At 42.9% G+C, this 18,334-nt stretch carries 14 protein-coding genes; 10 read left to right on the forward strand and 4 right to left on the reverse strand.

Annotated elements, in window-relative coordinates:
- Positions 1 to 53: 53 nt before the first annotated feature.
- From hemP to ppsR, 3 genes are all read right to left on the reverse strand, one after another.
- Positions 54 to 239 (reverse strand): hemin uptake protein HemP, encoded by a 186-nt coding sequence (hemP, locus tag PR709_RS09835; RefSeq protein WP_004919137.1) that lies wholly within the window; start codon positions 237 to 239, stop codon positions 54 to 56.
- A 217-nt stretch (positions 240 to 456) separates the two neighbouring features.
- Complete coding sequence (locus PR709_RS09840) at positions 457 to 1,506, reverse strand: 3-deoxy-7-phosphoheptulonate synthase (protein WP_004919139.1); 1,050 nt, start codon at positions 1,504 to 1,506, stop codon at positions 457 to 459.
- Positions 1,507 to 1,633: 127 nt separating this feature from the next.
- A complete protein-coding gene (ppsR, locus tag PR709_RS09845; RefSeq protein ID WP_004919142.1) occupies positions 1,634 to 2,494 on the reverse strand; it encodes a posphoenolpyruvate synthetase regulatory kinase/phosphorylase PpsR in 861 nt (286 codons plus the stop codon).
- Between the two features lie 271 nt (positions 2,495 to 2,765).
- On the opposite strand from ppsR, the gene ppsA reads away from it, so the two are divergent.
- Positions 2,766 to 5,141 carry a phosphoenolpyruvate synthase gene (gene ppsA, locus PR709_RS09850; RefSeq protein ID WP_014658213.1) on the forward strand — a complete coding sequence of 792 codons (2,376 nt, stop codon included), beginning with the start codon at positions 2,766 to 2,768 and terminating at the stop codon, positions 5,139 to 5,141.
- A 748-nt stretch (positions 5,142 to 5,889) separates the two neighbouring features.
- On the opposite strand, the gene ydiK is transcribed toward ppsA, so the two are convergent.
- Positions 5,890 to 7,005, reverse strand: a complete 1,116-nt coding sequence (gene ydiK, locus PR709_RS09855) for an AI-2E family transporter YdiK (RefSeq protein WP_004919146.1) — start codon at positions 7,003 to 7,005, stop codon at positions 5,890 to 5,892.
- Positions 7,006 to 7,274: 269 nt separating this feature from the next.
- Between ydiK and ydiJ the strand changes: the two genes are divergently transcribed.
- From ydiJ to PR709_RS09900, 9 genes are all read left to right on the forward strand, one after another.
- Positions 7,275 to 10,331, forward strand: coding sequence for a D-2-hydroxyglutarate dehydrogenase YdiJ (gene ydiJ, locus PR709_RS09860; protein WP_004919150.1), 3,057 nt, complete (start codon positions 7,275 to 7,277; stop codon positions 10,329 to 10,331).
- Positions 10,328 to 10,744, forward strand: coding sequence for a 1,4-dihydroxy-2-naphthoyl-CoA hydrolase (menI, locus tag PR709_RS09865; RefSeq protein ID WP_004919152.1), 417 nt, complete (start codon positions 10,328 to 10,330; stop codon positions 10,742 to 10,744). The genes ydiJ and menI overlap by 4 nt, the downstream gene beginning before the upstream one ends.
- A 369-nt stretch (positions 10,745 to 11,113) precedes the next feature.
- The gene (gene sufA, locus PR709_RS09870) at positions 11,114 to 11,494 is read left to right on the forward strand and encodes a Fe-S cluster assembly scaffold SufA (RefSeq protein WP_004919156.1); all 381 of its coding nucleotides are present in this window, start codon (positions 11,114 to 11,116) and stop codon (positions 11,492 to 11,494) included.
- A 16-nt stretch (positions 11,495 to 11,510) separates the two neighbouring features.
- Positions 11,511 to 13,010 (forward strand): Fe-S cluster assembly protein SufB, encoded by a 1,500-nt coding sequence (sufB, locus tag PR709_RS09875; RefSeq protein WP_004919158.1) that lies wholly within the window; start codon positions 11,511 to 11,513, stop codon positions 13,008 to 13,010.
- A 45-nt stretch (positions 13,011 to 13,055) separates the two neighbouring features.
- Entirely contained in the window at positions 13,056 to 13,802 is a 747-nt protein-coding gene (sufC, locus tag PR709_RS09880; protein WP_004919160.1) for a Fe-S cluster assembly ATPase SufC, read from the forward strand.
- The gene (gene sufD, locus PR709_RS09885) at positions 13,777 to 15,081 is read left to right on the forward strand and encodes a Fe-S cluster assembly protein SufD (RefSeq protein ID WP_004919163.1); all 1,305 of its coding nucleotides are present in this window, start codon (positions 13,777 to 13,779) and stop codon (positions 15,079 to 15,081) included. The genes sufC and sufD overlap by 26 nt, the downstream gene beginning before the upstream one ends.
- A 7-nt stretch (positions 15,082 to 15,088) precedes the next feature.
- The gene (sufS, locus tag PR709_RS09890) at positions 15,089 to 16,327 is read left to right on the forward strand and encodes a cysteine desulfurase SufS (protein ID WP_004919165.1); all 1,239 of its coding nucleotides are present in this window, start codon (positions 15,089 to 15,091) and stop codon (positions 16,325 to 16,327) included.
- A gap of 170 nt (positions 16,328 to 16,497) precedes the next feature.
- On the forward strand, positions 16,498 to 16,914 hold the full coding sequence (sufE, locus tag PR709_RS09895; RefSeq protein WP_004919167.1) for a cysteine desulfuration protein SufE: 417 nt from the start codon (positions 16,498 to 16,500) through the stop codon (positions 16,912 to 16,914).
- 326 nt (positions 16,915 to 17,240) lie between these two features.
- The gene (locus tag PR709_RS09900) at positions 17,241 to 18,314 is read left to right on the forward strand and encodes a L,D-transpeptidase family protein (protein ID WP_004919168.1); all 1,074 of its coding nucleotides are present in this window, start codon (positions 17,241 to 17,243) and stop codon (positions 18,312 to 18,314) included.
- The last annotated feature ends 20 nt before the right edge of the window (positions 18,315 to 18,334 follow it).

Raw genomic sequence — 18,334 nt, forward strand, 5'->3', positions numbered from 1 at the left:
CTGCCTTGATACAAGATCTGGGTGGCTTGCTGTGAATAAATTTTGAATAAAAACTATTTGGTTAAAATCAGTTTACCAGCACGAGTCTGCCTTAACTGGTATATCTCGCCGCGATGTTGGATCGCTAATTTACCTTCAGAGCCTAATAATTGATGACTATCTATAACGTCAACTTTTACGGGCGGAAGGGTTGAGTTGGCGATATTTTCAATAGGTGGTTTAGTGATGTTATCAGTCATATTTGGCCCAATTGATAATAAAACTAAGAGTGAGAATCATTATCTTTAAGTTGCTAAGTAACATCAAGGGGTTTTTACATTTAGATGACAAAATCACTACAATGCATGAGTTGCTTATCGATTTAGGTCAATATTTGGTGAATATTTATGCGGAAAGGAACTCGACTCTTTCCTATCAGAGAGAGTGAAAGAGTCGGTGGGGGAATAAAAAGTCAGCTTATTTAAAGCGGCTTTCTACTGCTTGGACCAAGATATCAATGAGTTGCTCGGTATCATCCCAGCCTAAACAGGGGTCTGTGATGGATTGCCCGTAAGTTAGAGGTTGACCTGCAATAATTTTTTGAGTGCCTTCAAGTAAGAAGCTTTCAGCCATTACACCACTAATTGCGGTCGAACCGCCTTTGATTTGCTCGGCAATATCGCGGGCGACTTCAAGTTGGCGACGGTGGATTTTTTGGCAGTTACCATGGCTAAAATCAACGACTAAATGTTCAGCTAATTCAAATTCACGTAGCTTATCACAAGCCGCTGCAATATCTCCGGCAGAGTAGTTAGGCTGCTTTCCACCACGCATAATAATATGGCCATGTGGGTTACCACTGGTTTGGTAGATGGTCATTTGGCCACTTTTATCGGGCGATAAAAACATATGTTGGGCGCTGGCTGCGCGGATGGCATCGATAGCAATACGGATATTGCCATCAGTACCATTTTTAAAACCAACAGGGCAAGAGAGTGCCGATGCCATTTCTCGATGGATTTGGCTTTCTGTTGTTCTTGCGCCAATCGCTCCCCAACTGATCAAATCAGCAATATATTGCCCTGTGACCATATCGAGAAATTCTGTTGCGGTAGGTAGCCCAAGCTGATTGACATCAATAAGTAATTTGCGGGCGAGCCGTATCCCCGTATTGACTTGGCAAGAGTTATCTAAATTAGGATCGGAGATCAGGCCTTTCCAACCTACAACGGTACGGGGTTTTTCAAAGTAGGTACGCATAACAATTTCAAGACGGTCTTGATAGCGTTCACGTAAAACATTCAGCCGATTAGCATATTCCAGAGCCGCATCAATATCATGAATAGAGCATGGGCCAATAATAACCAATAAACGGGGATCTTCCCCCGATAAAATTTTCTCTATCCGTTTACGTGACGCTGTCACGTTTTCAGCCACTTTCTCAGAAATAGGAAATTCGTCAGCGAGTGTCTGTGGGGTAATTAAGCTATCCACACGCTGAGTACGTAGTTCGTCAGTTTTTTGCATTCTTTCTTCTCAAAAGCTTTAATAGGCAGAGCCGTATCAGTGATTAGGATCACAATAAACGAAAATGGCTCGAATTCAACCTACAACGTGAGATTGAATGAAAGATTTTTTAAAAAATACATTTCGACTAAAAGATACGCCGTTTTAGCCCCATCGTGTCAATAACTTTGGCAGAAATTTCCTCTACTGAGTAATTGGTTGTATTGAGATAGTTGATCTTGTTTTGTCTAAATAGTGCCTCGACCTCAGCAATTTCAATGCGACATTGACGTAATGATGCATAGCGGCTGTTTTCACGTCGCTCTTCACGAATAGCGGCTAGTCTTTCCGGGCTTATCGTCAAACCAAATAATTTATGCGTATAAGGGCGTAGTGCAGCGGGTAACTGCAAGTTATCCATATCGTCTGCCGTAAATGGATAGTTAGCGGCTTGAATACCAAATTGCATGGCTAAATAGAGGCTGGTAGGGGTTTTACCACAACGGGAGACGCCTAACAAAATCACTTGTGCTTGGTCTAGGTTGCGCAAGGAAATACCGTCATCATGGGCTAATGTGTATTCGATAGCAGCAATGCGAGCATCATATTGATTGATATTCTGTAGCGATAAGCCATGGGTACGGTTGAGTTTAGGCTCAGGCTCTAACCCCACTTCTTGCTGAATAGGGGCAACCAAGGTTTGCACAATATCCTGACAAAAACCGGCGCTGTCGGTAATAATTTTTTTTACGGAGGGGGAAATGATGGAATAGAACACCAGTGGACGGTTTTGAGTCTCTTGATAAATCGTATCAATTTTCTGTTTTATTTCCTGCGCACGTGCTTCTGTGGTGACAAAAGGTAGCGTATAGGAATTGAAAACTAAGGGAAATTGCGACAAAACAGCATGTCCTAGCGTTTCTGCGGTTATTGCGGTTCCATCTGAAATAAAAAAAACAGTTCGTTCTGTGAGGTTTGTTTTATGATTAGTTGCGGTTATTTCGCTCATATATAGTGTCTTTTGTTGTATTTTTCGTTGGTTTTAGAGAGATATTATATTTGATTAAAGTTTAAAAAATAGTTTATAGGGGAAAGTATAGCCAATATTTGAACAATTTTTAGAACAAAAATTTTTTCTTGCTAGTTGGAACGATTCACCAGTCTATATTCAGATATTGTCTGTGCTAGTCTATTTCGTGAGGCGAATTATCGCCAATGAGATTTTTTACGATTTGTACCTTGTCACTAAATTGCTAGATAAAGATAAAGGATCGCTTTCAATGTCCACAAATGGCCTCACTCCGTGTAATGTACTTTGGTATAACCAATTAGGGATGAATGATGTTGACCGTGTTGGCGGCAAAAATGCCTCGCTCGGTGAAATGATTACCAACCTGTCCGATCTTGGTGTATCCGTACCTAACGGATTTGCGACAACCGCACAGGCGTTTAATGATTTTCTTGAGCAGAGCGGCGTGAATCAGCGCATTTATCAGCTGCTAGATGAAACGGATATTGATGATGTTAATCAACTCGCTGCGGCGGGGGAAAAGATCCGTCAATGGGTTATCGACACCCCTTTTACACCACAGTTAGAAAGTGATATTCGTGCGGCATACCAAACACTGTCTGAAGGTGAAAAAGATGCCTCGTTTGCTGTACGTTCATCTGCAACAGCAGAGGACATGCCTGATGCTTCATTCGCAGGGCAGCAAGAGACTTTTTTGAACGTTCAAGGCATCGATGCTGTATTGGTTGCTATTAAACACGTATTCGCTTCCTTATTTAATGACCGCGCGATTTCATATCGTGTCCACCAAGGCTATGACCACCGTGGAGTGGCACTCTCCGCGGGTGTTCAAAGAATGGTGCGCTCAGATTTAGCATCTTCTGGCGTGATGTTCACCATTGATACTGAATCAGGGTTCGACCAAGTCGTCTTCATCACCTCAGCTTATGGCTTAGGCGAGATGGTTGTGCAAGGGGCAGTAAACCCAGATGAGTTTTATGTGCATAAACCCACCTTGCTGAATAATCGTCCAGCTATTGTGCGTCGTACTCTTGGCTCGAAAAAATTACAAATGGTTTATGCGAACAGTCAAGAGCACGGTAAGCAAGTACAGATTGAAGATGTGCCAGAAGCACTACGCAATCGTTTCTCTTTGACTGATCACGAAGTTGAAGAGCTGGCGCGCCAAGCATTACAGATTGAAAAACATTATGGTCGCCCAATGGATATCGAATGGGCTAAAGATGGTCATAATGGGCGTCTGTACATTGTTCAGGCTCGCCCAGAAACCGTTCGCTCGAATCAACAAGTGATGGAACGTTACCAATTAAAACAACAAGGGAATGTGTTGGTTGAAGGGCGTGCTATCGGGCATCGTATCGGTTCAGGCCATGTTAAAGTGATCCATAACTTAAATGAGATGGATAGGATCCAAGCTGGCGACGTACTCGTTACTGATATGACAGACCCAGATTGGGAGCCTATCATGAAAAAAGCGGCTGCGATTGTGACCAATCGTGGCGGTCGTACCTGCCATGCGGCGATTATTGCCCGCGAATTGGGTATCCCCGCTGTGGTCGGTTGCGGTGATGCGACAGAGCGCCTGCTGGAAAATAGTCAGGTGACTGTTTCCTGTGCTGAAGGGGATACAGGGTTTGTCTATGAAGGTGAGCTAGGATTTGAAATTCATAGTTCCGCCGTTGACGAAATGCCAGCGCTTGATGTCAAGATCATGATGAACGTGGGTAACCCAGATCGTGCATTTGATTTTGCCTGTTTACCAAACGAAGGGGTTGGCTTAGCGAGGTTAGAATTCATTATTAACCGAATGATTGGTGTTCACCCAAGAGCTTTACTGGAGTTCGATTCACAAACTCCTGAGCTACAAAATGAAATTCGCACCATGATGGCAGGTTATGATGATCCCATTGAATTCTATGTTGGTAAGTTGACTGAAGGGATTTCGACGTTAGCGGCAGCATTCTGGCCAAAACGGGTTATCGTGCGTCTTTCTGACTTTAAATCTAATGAGTATGCCAACCTTGTCGGTGGGGATATTTATGAGCCGGAAGAAGAGAACCCAATGTTAGGTTTCCGTGGAGCAGGGCGCTATGTCTCAGATAGCTTCCGAGATTGTTTCGCTCTTGAGTGTGAAGCCGTTAAGCGGGTACGTAATGAGATGGGGCTAACAAACGTTGAAGTGATGATCCCATTTGTGCGGACTGTCGCTCAGGCGGAAGCCGTAGTGGCTGAATTAGCGAAGCATGACCTCAAACGTGGTGAAAACGGCTTGAAAGTCATTATGATGTGTGAGATCCCATCAAACGCATTACTGGCAGACCAATTCCTTGAACATTTTGATGGCTTCTCTATTGGCTCTAATGATATGACCCAATTGACCTTAGGTTTAGATAGGGATTCTGGAGTTGTTTCTGAGCTATTTGATGAACGCAATGATGCCGTAAAAGCCATGTTATCGATGGCGATTCAAGCGGCTAAACGTCAAAACAAATATGTCGGTATTTGTGGTCAAGGCCCATCGGATCATCAAGATTTTGCGCAATGGTTAGTTGAAGAGGGAATAGATAGTCTTTCTCTTAACCCAGATACCGTTGTACAAACTTGGTTAAAATTAGCTGATTCATAATGAATTAATCTATTATTTAAGACGAGAGTCTCAAGCCGACAATTATAATTGTCGGCTTTTTTTATAAATCAAATTGAATATACCGATTGTCAACTTCAATAGAAGCTATCAGTTATTAATTAATATCTAATATAAGTAAATTTAAATACTGGATGAGAATTAATAGGTGTTTACACGGATTAAGTAATATTAGAAAGTTAATAAACCGATCCATTAGTGTTAATCATTTTGAGTTAAATCAATAAGTGATGCTATATAAATAACTATATAAAGAATTATAAGGTGATATTACTTACTCAAAATGGGAGTAATAAAAGATGAAGTCATTGCCTTAGTTGCAGGCCAGCCGGCGAGGCCTAGGATGATGAACAAAATTCATGTTGAGAAAAAAATAAAAAAAAAAAGCCTATCATGGGCTGACAGGCAAAGACTACACACAGCAATTCTATTGGGATAATCACGCATTAAATTAAATAAGCATGATATTGAGATTCGTATTAATCAAAACGTAATTCGATGTGAAGATAATAAATTAATTAAAAATTATAATCACTAAGAACACTCTTAATATATTTATTAGTCGCTGTATCATAAAGAGAATTCGTTTCAACGAAAAAGATAATATCACAAATGAGCTTGAATACTAACATTAGTCTGTTAAATATTGTTTCTAAATATTAATGAACATAATCGATAATCCAACAGTATGCTTAATAGAGAGCATACTGTTGGTTAGTTTAAAGTAAATTTATTTTTTACTCATAAACTCTTCTTCGAGAAACTTTTCTGTTTCTTCAAGGTTTTCATTTGGTATGGCGACCTCATTCATCCAGGCTTTTAATAGACTGTATGACACCGCAAGTACGACCGGACCTATAAACAAACCAATCATACCAAAGGAGAGAATACCACCGATAACCCCAACAAGTATGAGCACCATCGGCAAGTCAGCCCCCATTTTGATCAGCCATGGACGTAATACGCCATCCATGGTTGCGACAACAGCAGCCCAAACAGCGAGGATGATTGCCCATGTTGTATCCCCTGTCCAGAATAGCCAAATGACGGATGGTACCATAATCAGTAGCGGGCCAAGCTGAGCAACACAGCAGATAAAGAGGAGAACGGTTAAGATAGCCGCATAGCTGATACCCGATAAGGCAAGCCCTACACCGCCAACAATAGCTTGAATAAGGGCGGTGACGACGACACCTAATGCAACGGCGCGGATTGACTGTGCGGCTAAGACTACCGCTGCATCGCCACGTATCCCTGCTAATCGAACGGCAAAATGACGGATACCTAACATCACAGATTCGCCTTTAAGGTAGAGTAAACCGCTAAATAGCAACATTAAGGCGAGATGGAACATAAAACGGCCGGCATTGATGGCTTGTGCGAGGAACCAACCAGCAGCTTGTCCTAAATAGGGTTGGACTTTGGCTAACAGTGCATTACCGCCACTGGCAACCAAACTATGCCAAGCGTAATAAATTTTTTCACCAACGAAAGGGACGCTGTTAAGCCATTCTAGATCAGGCAAGCGCAAACTGTTAGGTGACTTAGCGAGTTCAATTAGCGGAGTGCTATTTTGAATAATACTGCCAATAAGAATACCCAGCGGTATAACGAATAGTAAAAGTATTAAGGAGACCATGACTAAAGCCGCCAACCAACGCTTGTTCCACAACCTTGCTTCAAGGCGTAGGAGTAGTGGCCATGTTGCTATCACCATCATACCAGCCCATACAAAACCAAGAATAAACGGGTTCAGTACCCAAAAACAGGCCGCTATCATTAAAATGATAAATGCGAAGCCAAAAATAAGTTTGGGTAAGTCGAGACGTTTTTGCGATTTTTCCATTAATGCCTAATCCTTAACAAATAAAAACACTGCAAGTGAGCCATTTTTTCAGGTGAAAATAACGTAATTTCTTTTTCACGATCAAAAAAAACAATATTGTGATATGGTTCCATCACTGACAATGTCATCAGCGGTTGTACCTTCTTTAAGGAAAACGGGTTTTGCAGGGGGAAGCTCCGTAAACCAATCAGGCACTATTGTGCTACTTAAAATAAAGATAGTACATAACGAGTAATGCGAACACTAAACAACAAGAGTCATCGTTAATAATGATCCCGCGTATAACTGAAGCACCTCATTTAAGTAAACTAGTTATTGAATTTCTGCACCAACTACAGGCACATGGCTTTACAGGCGATAATGGCACTAGCTATGCGGAACGCTTATCAATGGCGACCGATAATAGCATTTATCAATTATTACCTCAGGCGGTGGTATTTCCTCGTTCGAGTGCGGATGTCCAAATTATAACCCGTGTTGCCGGGTTAGAAAAATTCAGAGAATTAACCTTCACCCCACGAGGTGGTGGCACAGGAACGAACGGTCAATCATTGACCGAAGGGATTGTGGTTGATATGTCACGTTATATGAACCGCATTCTAGAAATTAACCCTGAACAGGGCTGGGTTAAAGTAGAAGCGGGTGTGGTGAAAGATCAACTAAACCAATTTCTCAAACCCTATGGCTATTTTTTCTCACCTGAGTTGTCCACCAGTAACCGAGCCACATTAGGGGGGATGATCAATACCGATGCATCGGGGCAAGGCTCTTTGGTGTACGGTAAAACCTCAGATCACGTGCTGGGTGTTAAAGCGGTTTTGCTGGGAGGGGAATGCCTTGAAACATGCGCTATGCCTATCGCACTCGCCCAAACGATTGCGTCAGAGGATTCTGTCACAGGGCGTATCTACAAAACCGTACTTGAACGCTGTTTAGAGCAGCGCCCTTTGATTGAAGAAAAGTTTCCAAAATTGAACCGTTTTTTAACGGGCTATGATTTACGTCATGTGTTTAATGATGACCTTAGTGAATTCGACCTGACGCGTATTTTAACGGGGTCGGAAGGTTCACTGGCTTTTATTACCGAAGCCACGTTGGATATTACCCCTTTACCAAAAGTACGCCGTTTGGTGAACGTTAAATATGACTCTTTTGAATCTGCACTACGTAATGCGCCGTTTATGGTGCAGGCAAAAGCTCTGTCTGTCGAAACCGTCGATTCAAAAGTACTGAATTTAGCACGGGAAGATATCGTTTGGCATTCCGTGAAAGCATTAATCACCGATGTACCAAACAAAGAGATGCTGGGCCTTAATATTGTTGAATTTAGTGGGGATGATGAGGACGAAATCAATCACTTAACCACGAGCCTGTGCCAGCGTTTAGATGAGTTAATGGCAAGTCACCAAGCGGGTGTGATTGGCTATCAAGTCTGTCATGATTTGGATGACATCAACCGTATTTACAATATGCGTAAAAAAGCGGTTGGTTTATTAGGAAATAGTAAAGGGGCTGCTAAACCGATCCCATTTGTTGAAGATACCTGCGTACCACCTGAACACCTAGCGGATTACATAGTAGAGTTTAGAGCACTGCTGGATAGCCACAATCTGAATTACGGGATGTTTGGGCATGTGGATGCGGGGGTTTTACACGTACGTCCTGCTTTAGATATGTGTGACCCGCAACAAGAAGTGTTGATGAAGCAAATTTCAGATGACATTGTCGCGCTGACTGCCAAATATGGCGGGTTATTATGGGGGGAGCACGGTAAAGGGTTCCGCGCTCAATATAGCCCGGCGTTTTTCGGTGAAGTGCTGTATAACGAGTTACGGAATATCAAAGCCGCTTTTGACCCTGATAACCGTCTGAATCCAGGTAAAATCTGTCCGCCAGCCGGTATTGATGCGCCAATGAAACAGGTGGATGCAGTTAAGCGAGGCACCTATGATCGCCAAATACCTGTACAGGTACGCCAAACGTTCCGTGGGGCGATGGAGTGTAACGGTAATGGGCTATGTTTTAACTTTGATGTGAAAAGCCCTATGTGTCCATCAATGAAAATAAGTGGACAGCGGATCCATTCGCCAAAAGGGCGTGCGACCCTCGTTCGTGAATGGTTACGGCTTCTTTCTAACCAAGGCGTCACGCCAGAAAGCTTAGAAAAAGGAATACAAGAAAACCGTCCATCACTACGCGGCTTGATTGAGAAAACACGCAATACATGGCAGGCGAAAAAAGGGGATTATGACTTTTCTCATGAAGTTAAAGCCGCGATGTCTGGGTGCTTAGCTTGTAAAGCTTGCTCAACACAATGCCCGATCAAAATCGATGTGCCTTCATTTAGAGCCAAATTTTTAGCGCTATATCACAGCCGATATTTAAGGCCTGTGCGGGATCATATTGTGGCGGGAGTGGAAAATAGCGCCCCCTTGATGTCGAAAGCGCCGGGTGTATTTAACTTTTTCTTACGTCAGCCATGGGTACAGAAATTAAGTGAGCAGACGATCGGAATGGTCGATCTCCCGCTGTTTTCTCAACCTACCTTAAAGCAAGAGCTATCAGGGCATGCGGCGATGACAGTGACGCTGGAGCAGTTAGAGTCGATGTCTCCTGCACAACGTGAAAACCATGTGTTGGTAGTACAGGACCCATTCACCAGTTATTACGATGCAAAAGTCGTGGCGGACTTTGTCAAATTAATCGAAAAATTGGGCTTTAAACCTGTTTTATTACCATTTTCACCGAATGGTAAGGCACAACATGTCAAAGGGTTCCTTGCTCGCTTTGCCAAAACAGCGCAGAAAACCGCTGATTTTCTAAATCGGGTCGCCAAATTAGAGTTACCTATGGTTGGCGTCGATCCTGCATTAGTGTTGTGTTATCGCGATGAATACCGTGAGATTTTAGGGGCGCAGCAGTGCCGTTTTACCGTACAACTTGCTCATGAGTGGCTAGTGACATTGCCTGAGCCTACCGAGCATCGTCAGGTGTCGTCTGCCCCATGGTATTTCTTTGGTCATTGCACGGAAACAACCGCATTGCCAAATAGTGCGACTCAGTGGGCAAATTTGTTTAAACGTTATGGTCAAGAGCTTAAAAACATCAGTGTAGGGTGTTGTGGTATGGCTGGGACTTATGGTCATGAAGTGGCGAATATCAAAAACTCGAAAGGTATCTATAATTTATCGTGGAAACCCGCGATAGAGAAATTACCCAAAGAGCGTTGTTTAAGCACAGGGTATTCATGTCGCAGCCAAGTAAAACGTATGGAAAATACACAAATAAAACACCCTATACAGGCGTTATTGGAGATAGTTGAATGATTTGGAGACGTAAATTTACGCTTGACCACATGGCAGAAATGGCCAAAGGCTGTATGTTAGGCCATCTAGGTATTGAGATCACGGGGTATGGTGATGATTACCTTGAAGGCACTATGCCTGTCGACCAACGAACAAAACAGCCATTTGGTTTATTACATGGGGGCGCTTCTGTTGTGCTGGCGGAATCATTAGGCTCAATAGCAGGTTACCTATGCAGTGAAGGGGAACAACGTGTTGTTGGCCTTGAAATTAATGCTAATCACATTCGTTCGGCAACCCAAGGTGTAGTGAAAGGCGTTTGTAAGCCTGTTCACCTAGGGCGCCGCCAGCAGGTATGGAATATTGATATTTTCAATGAGAAAGGGCAACTGTGTTGTACTTCTCGTTTAACGACCGCGGTACTCTCCGATTGATACCCATTAACCTCAACTCGAATAGGGTTGAGGTTCCTTCAACAATTTCATCAGAATTTCAATTTTTGTCTTGCCGATTAAGTTGTATAATAAATGTATCTTTATTAATTTGTGCCATTTAAGTGTATTGATGAGTACATAATATTAAAAAAAATGTAACTTTTTTTAATCGTTATATTTTAATGAGTTAGTGTACATTTTTACACGCGATGGCGTATAAATAAGCGCAAAATGCGTAAAAAATGAGCTAGAATAGGTATAACCTTTCAAAACAAATGGTTGAAGTGACAAAGGTTATCGTTACCATAGGATAAACGGAGTTAATCTCCTGATAACTGGCTGAAAAGCCATGAGAATTGTGGGGTCAATATGACTGCAAATGTGAATGACAGCGTAGAAACTTTTTCTATAGACGAAACGAATTGGCAAGGTGTCAGCCTAACTGATAGCGCGGCGAAACAAATCAAAAAATTGATGGAGCAAAATCCTGAAACTAAAGGGCTTTCGCTGGGTGTTAAACAGTCTGGATGCGCTGGCTTTGGCTATGTTTTCGAGATGATCGAGAACCCAACAGAGGATCATTTACTCTTTGAACATGATGGTGCACGTCTGTATGTACCTAAAGAAGCCATGCCATTTATCGATGGTACAGTTGTCGATTATGTCCAAGAAGGGCTTAATCGGATATTTAAATTCAATAATCCGAAAGCGCAACATGCCTGTGGGTGTGGTGAAAGCTTCGGTGTTTAATATGTGAAGTCAGATTATGTCTCAGAGCAATGTAGAAATTGGCGATGAAGTTCAAAGCTGGCTAAATGACCAGCGTTATAAAGAAGGCTTTTTTACGAATGTCGCCACAGATGAAATGGCTAAAGGGATCAACGAAGATGTTGTCCGAGCGATTTCTGCAAAACGTAATGAGCCAGAGTGGATGCTAAAATTCCGCCTTGATGCCTATCATCACTGGAAAGGAATGGAAGAGCCACACTGGTTAAAAGCCCATTATCCAAATTTAGATTATCAAGACTACAGCTATTACTCAGCGCCATCTTGTGGTTCTTGTGATGACAGTTGCGGGTCACAATCCGGTGCGAAGCAAGGAACTGGTGTTACAGAAACCAATAATTATCTAACGGCTGAAGTTGAAGAGGCCTTCAACCAACTCGGTGTTCCTGTTCGTGAAGGGAAGGCCGTGGCGGTCGATGCTATTTTTGACTCAGTATCTGTTTCTACAACATATCGTGATGATCTTGCTAAACACGGCATTATTTTCTGTTCATTCAGTGAAGCTATCCAAGAGTACCCTGAGTTGGTGCAAAAATACCTTGGCACTGTCGTTTCTAGTCACGATAACTTCTTTGCTGCGCTCAATGCGGCGGTGGCATCGGATGGCACTTTTGTGTATATCCCGAAAGGGGTACGTTGTCCGATGGAGCTTTCCACTTACTTCCGTATTAATGCTGCAAAAACAGGGCAATTTGAACGGACGATTTTGATCGCCGACGAAGGAAGCTATGTCAGCTACATTGAGGGCTGTTCAGCACCTGTCCGTGATAGCTATCAGTTACATGCTGCGGTCGTCGAAGTCATCATCCATAAAGATGCAGAAGTGAAATACTCAACGGTTCAAAACTGGTTCTCCGGTGGCGACAGTGAAGCAGGTGGTATTCTTAACTTTGTGACTAAGCGTGCGCTGTGCGAAGGTGAGAATTCGAAAATGTCATGGACTCAATCTGAAACGGGTTCTGCGATCACCTGGAAATACCCAAGTGTTATCTTAAAAGGGGATAACTCGGTTGGTGAGTTTTTCTCTGTGGCACTGACAAACGGTAACCAGCAAGCCGATACCGGCACTAAAATGATCCATATTGGTAAAAATACGCGTTCGACGATCATCTCTAAAGGTATCTCAGCGGGTAAAAGCCAAAATAGCTATCGCGGCTTAGTGAAAATCTTACCAAGCGCACATAATGCACGCAATTTCACTCAATGTGACTCGATGCTTATTGGTACTCAGTGTGGAGCACACACATTCCCTTACGTTGAAGTCAAAAATAACACCGCTCAGCTAGAACATGAGGCGACCACTTCTCGCATTGGCGAAGATCAGCTTTTTTACTGCTTACAGCGTGGAATTAGTGAAGATGATGCGATTTCAATGATCGTAAATGGTTTCTGTAAAGACGTTTTCTCGGAACTTCCGTTAGAGTTTGCGGTAGAAGCACAGAAATTGCTGGCAATCAGCCTAGAGCACAGTGTGGGCTGATCACAATCAGGTTTATATGCGCAAAAGCGCTAAAGGCATGTTGATATGTTAAGTGTTAAAAATTTACATGTAAGTGTAGAAGGCAATGAAATATTAAAGGGCTTATCATTGGAAGTGAAACCGGGTGAGGTTCACGCCATTATGGGTCCGAATGGTTCAGGTAAAAGTACGTTATCTGCAACACTCGCTGGTCGTGAAGAGTATGACATCGACAGTGGCGAAGTCATTTTCAAAGGTAAAGATTTGCTAGAGTTGGACCCAGAAGAGCGAGCTGGTGAGGGTATCTTCTTAGCGTTCCAATACCCAGTAGAAATTCCAGGGGTGAGTAACCAATTCTTCCTCCAAACGGCCGTCAATGCGGTTCGTGAATATCGTCAGCAAGAACCTTTAGATCGTTTTGATTTCCAAGATTTTATTGAAGATAAAATTAACTTACTGGAGATGCCTCAAGATTTATTGACACGCTCTGTTAACGTGGGCTTCTCCGGCGGTGAAAAAAAACGTAATGATATTCTGCAAATGGCTGCTCTTGAGCCAGAACTCTGCATCTTAGATGAAACTGACTCAGGGTTAGATATTGATGCATTGAAAACCGTTGCCAATGGTGTCAATTCACTGCGCTCTCCAGACCGTTCATTTATCATTGTGACGCATTACCAGCGCATTCTGGATTACGTCAAACCTGATTTTGTGCATGTGCTGTATCAGGGGAAAATCATCAAATCAGGTGATTTCAGCTTGGCGAAAAAACTGGAGGAGCAAGGTTATGGCTGGCTTATTGACCAACAGTGAAAGAGCAGGAAAACGTGCTCAGGTAGCTGCATTAAATGAGCAAGCGATGGCGCGTTTTGCAACACTTTTTGAGCAACGCTCTGGGGCGAAATCGCATCATGCGGCGGCACATTGGGAAAAAGCTAAACAAGTCGGTTTACCGGTTTTTCGTCATGAAGATTGGCACTATACGCCGTTGCATTCGGTATTGAATACACATTATCGTTTTGCAGAACAAGATCTTGACGAAAAAGCGTGTGAAGCTTTAGCGCTTCCGATTGATGCCTATCGAATCGTACTTGTTGATGGCCGCTATAGCTCAACACTTAGCTCTATCGATATGGGGCCATTTCAAGTTGCGCTATTAGATAGCCAAGATATGCTGCCCGATGCGGTTAATAGTGAGATCTTTTTGCATTTAACGGAAAGTCTTGCTCAACAGCCAATTGTTATTCACCTAGGTGCAAATCAAATTGCACAAAAGCCCCTTTATCTACTGAATATATCCAGCGGTAGTGATGGCGATACGGTGAATACTAGCCAATATCGCTATCACATCACGTTAGATGCAAACAGCAAAGCGCAAGTGATCGAGCATTTTGTCAGTTTTAACGATAAAGCCCATTTTACTGGGGGCCGTTTAACAGTTGAAGTGGGGGATAATGCGCAATATCAGCACTTCAAACTGAATAACGAAAACAATGTAGCTCAGCATTTTGCTCATAATGACATCGTGGTTGGTCGCGATAGCCAAGTATTAAGCAGCAGCTTTTTGCTGGGTGGAGCACTAACGCGCCATCATACGAGCGCACAACTGATGGGTGAAAATGGGCATTTTTCACTCAATAGCTTGTTATTGCCAAAAGACAGTGAAATTGTCGATACTCGGACTTACCTTGAACACAATGTAGGTCAGTGTGAAAGCCGGCAATTACATAAAGTCATTGCCATGGACGGAAGTAAAGCCGTGTTCAATGGCATGATCAAAGTGGCGCCAAATGCCTTAAAAACAGACGGTCAAATGAGCAATCACACGTTATTATTGGGTGATAAAGCAGAAGTTGACACTAAGCCTCAGCTAGAAATTTATGCTGACGATGTGAAGTGTGGGCATGGTGCAACGGTAGGCCGTATTGATGATGAGCAGTTATTTTACCTGCGCTCCAGAGGGATTGACGGTAAAGCCGCAAAACATATGATTATCATTGCTTTTGCAGCGGAGTTGACTGAGTCGATTGAAAATGAAGAACTCAAACAAGCCGTCATGGCGAATATTCGCCAACGCTTAGCAGAGGTCTAATACGCGTATGACATACAACGTAACAGCAGTTAGGCAGGATTTTCCTGCCTTATCCCAAAGTGTGAATAATCATCCTTTGGTCTATCTTGATAGTGCAGCAAGTGCACAGAAGCCTCTGCAAGTGATTGAAAAAGAGAGCGAGTTTACGTTGCATCAATATGCTGCGGTACATCGTGGGATACATACCCTCAGCGCGCAAGCGACAAGCATGATGGAAGAGGTACGCCAAAAAGCGGCTGATTTTATTCATGCCTCTTCAGCAGAAGAAATGGTTTTTGTTAAAGGCACAACCGAAGCAATCAACCTTGTTGCCAATACCTTCGGGCGAACATTTATCGGTAAAGGCGATAATATTGTCATTACTGAGATGGAACACCACGCCAACATCGTACCTTGGTACATATTAGCCGAATCTATAGGCTTTGAAATTCGGGTCATTCCTGTTAGTGACGATGGGCGGTTACTGTTAACGCAACTTGGTGAACTCATTGATGCCAAAACACGGTTATTGAGCTTTACTCACATCTCTAATGTGCTAGGCACCGTTAACCCCGTTAAAGAGATTATTCAGCAAGCGAGGGCTTTAGCGGCTAATTGTGGGGCTGAGTTGTATGTGTTAGTCGATGGCGCTCAAGGTGCGATGCACAGTGTTGTTGATGTGCAAGAGTTAGACTGTGATTTTTATACTTTCTCAGGGCATAAACTGTATGGGCCGACAGGGATTGGCATTCTGTATGGCAAAAAATCACTTTTAGATAAGATGCCTCCGTGGGAAGGGGGTGGAGCAATGATCCGCCATGTCAGTCTTAAAAACGGGATCACTTATGCGGATGCGCCATGGCGTTTTGAAGCAGGAACCCCCAATGTTAGCGCCATTATTGGCTTAGGGGCGGCCTTTGATTATCTCAATGCGTTAGGGAGAGCAGAAGCCTTTGCTTATGAAAAGGAAGTGATGTCCTATGCTTCTAAAAAATTAAAAGAAATTCCCTCATTAACCCTATACGGTAACGATCAACGTGAAGGGGTGATTGCATTTAACCTCGGCACACATCATGCTTACGATGTTGGCTCTTTTTTAGATCAATATGGTATTGCTATCCGTACTGGGCACCATTGTGCATTACCATTGATGGACCGCTATAATGTTCCTGCAATGTGTCGCGCTTCGGTAGGTATCTATACGACCAAAGAAGAGATAGATTCCTTATTCAATGCATTACAGCGCATTAAAAAATTGTTAGGCTAGGCGTTAAAGCCTGATTGTTTTTGTTATCATTGACTGAAAAAGCCAATATGTTATTGGCTTTTTCATTTATTAACCCTGCTCCTATTAACTGAGCGATTTGCTAATCAGCAGAGAAAACGAATCAGGTTGACTAACCTTAGAGACATTTGTGATTAATTAAGGAAAGAAGTATGCCAGCTTTACCCGATGAACATAAATTGCTACGGAATTTTGCACGTTGCCAAGACTGGGAAGAGCGTTATCTATACATGATAGAGCTTGGTGGGCGCTTAACGCCATTAACAGAGCAACAACGTAGCGATAGTAACTTGATTGCAGGTTGTCAAAGCCAAGTCTGGATAGATATGCAAAAACAGCCAGATGGTAGCATTTGTTTTGCTGGTGATAGTGACGCGGCGATCGTGAAAGGGTTAGTTGCAATAGTCATTATTCTTTTTCAGGGGAAAACGGCTGAGCAGATCTTGTCAGTAGATGTCAAATCATTTTTCGCTCAACTTGCTTTGGAGCAGCATTTGACGCCGTCGCGTACTCAGGGCCTTAATGCGATGATCCGGACAATCCTTTCCCGAGCAACACAGCTACAATAATTATCTCGCGGGGAATACTATTTCCCTGCTTGTTTTTTTGAACTGTTCTGAGCAGCCATCCCTTGTATTCATGATTAACTCTTCGATTTAGCTTAACTCATTGTTTCATCAATGATATAACGATTACTACTTACAAAATATTCAACGGGTATTAAAGATGAGCAATATAGTTGCTATTATGTACATCTTGAATGAGAAGCGATGTCTATCCGCTTCGAATCGTCGAGTTGTGGCTAAGCTCCATTTGAATTTCTAGTGGCTGCTTTTTTGCTGCCTAGCTACCCCTCAAGTTATTAGAGCATAGTTTGGTATTCCCTGGAGTCGGTATGAAGAAAGCGTTAACTGTGGCAAGTTTGTTTGTGGCAAGTGTATTGCTATCGCCAGTACAAGCGAAGGATTATCCATTACCAGATAGCAATACGCGCCTTATCGGGGAAAATACACGCTATGTTGTTCCCAATGATGGTCGTTCATTAGAAATGATTGCCAGCGAATATCAAATTGGTTTACTGGCGATGCTAGAAGCGAACCCCGGTACGGATCCTTATTTACCCGAAGCTGGCAAAGAGTTGATTATTCCGACGCAAATGTTATTGCCAGCAACACCTCGGACGGGGATTATTATTAACCTCGCCGAATTAAGACTGTATTACTATCCTGAAGGTAGTAAAGAAGTGGTGGTCTATCCTATCGGAATTGGTCAATTAGGGCGTGATACACCGGAAATGGTGACATCTGTGAGCCAATCCATTAAAGATCCCACATGGACGCCAACGGCGAATATTCGTAAAAATTATGCCAAAGAAGGGATCACTTTGCCTGCGGTGGTACCCGCAGGACCAGACAACCCAATGGGGCTTTATGCGTTACGTTTAGCATATGGCAGAGGTGAATATTTAATTCACGGCACGAATGCTGATTTTGGTATTGGTATGCGTGTTAGCTCAGGCTGTATTCGTCTACGCCCAGATGATATTGAAGCTCTGTTTAAAACGGTTCCTAAAGGAACGCGAGTGCAAGTGATCAATCAACCGGTTAAATATTCAAAAGAAGCCGATGGTAGCTATTACATCGAAGTACACCAACCTCTTTCCAAGAAAGCCTCAGATGATCCACAAACAATGCCGATACCGCTCTCTGATGATTTTAAACGTTTCCTTGAAAATGAAGAGATTGATAAAGCATTAGTGGAAAAAGAGCTGGCAAGGCGTTCAGGGTTGCCTGTGAGGGTTAACAAGGAGCAGGGGGTTGAAAGGCAATATGAACCGGAGTACAGCGTGAGTGGCAGTCAAACGGATGAAGTCATCAATGAACAGGGTAAATATCCAGCGTTGAATCCGATTGATGAATTTACTATTTCACAGCCTCAACCTGTCTATCAGGGATCTGAAAACGAATAACAGGTAAAAAATAAGGGCCT

The sequence above is a fragment of the Providencia sp. PROV267 genome (genome assembly GCF_028477825.1).
GTDB lineage: Bacteria > Pseudomonadota > Gammaproteobacteria > Enterobacterales > Enterobacteriaceae > Providencia > Providencia stuartii.

What these genes read in the sequence shown, in the direction of transcription:
- hemP (WP_004919137.1), bottom strand. Translation starts at nt 239, where the DNA reads ATGACTGATAACATCACTAAACCACCTATTGAAAATATCGCCAACTCA.
- PR709_RS09840 (WP_004919139.1), bottom strand. Translation starts at nt 1,506, where the DNA reads ATGCAAAAAACTGACGAACTACGTACTCAGCGTGTGGATAGCTTAATT.
- ppsR (WP_004919142.1), bottom strand. Translation starts at nt 2,494, where the DNA reads ATGAGCGAAATAACCGCAACTAATCATAAAACAAACCTCACAGAACGA.
- ppsA (WP_014658213.1), top strand. Translation starts at nt 2,766, where the DNA reads ATGTCCACAAATGGCCTCACTCCGTGTAATGTACTTTGGTATAACCAA.
- ydiK (WP_004919146.1), bottom strand. Translation starts at nt 7,005, where the DNA reads ATGGAAAAATCGCAAAAACGTCTCGACTTACCCAAACTTATTTTTGGC.
- ydiJ (WP_004919150.1), top strand. Translation starts at nt 7,275, where the DNA reads ATGATCCCGCGTATAACTGAAGCACCTCATTTAAGTAAACTAGTTATT.
- menI (WP_004919152.1), top strand. Translation starts at nt 10,328, where the DNA reads ATGATTTGGAGACGTAAATTTACGCTTGACCACATGGCAGAAATGGCC.
- sufA (WP_004919156.1), top strand. Translation starts at nt 11,114, where the DNA reads ATGACTGCAAATGTGAATGACAGCGTAGAAACTTTTTCTATAGACGAA.
- sufB (WP_004919158.1), top strand. Translation starts at nt 11,511, where the DNA reads ATGTCTCAGAGCAATGTAGAAATTGGCGATGAAGTTCAAAGCTGGCTA.
- sufC (WP_004919160.1), top strand. Translation starts at nt 13,056, where the DNA reads ATGTTAAGTGTTAAAAATTTACATGTAAGTGTAGAAGGCAATGAAATA.
- sufD (WP_004919163.1), top strand. Translation starts at nt 13,777, where the DNA reads ATGGCTGGCTTATTGACCAACAGTGAAAGAGCAGGAAAACGTGCTCAG.
- sufS (WP_004919165.1), top strand. Translation starts at nt 15,089, where the DNA reads ATGACATACAACGTAACAGCAGTTAGGCAGGATTTTCCTGCCTTATCC.
- sufE (WP_004919167.1), top strand. Translation starts at nt 16,498, where the DNA reads ATGCCAGCTTTACCCGATGAACATAAATTGCTACGGAATTTTGCACGT.
- PR709_RS09900 (WP_004919168.1), top strand. Translation starts at nt 17,241, where the DNA reads ATGAAGAAAGCGTTAACTGTGGCAAGTTTGTTTGTGGCAAGTGTATTG.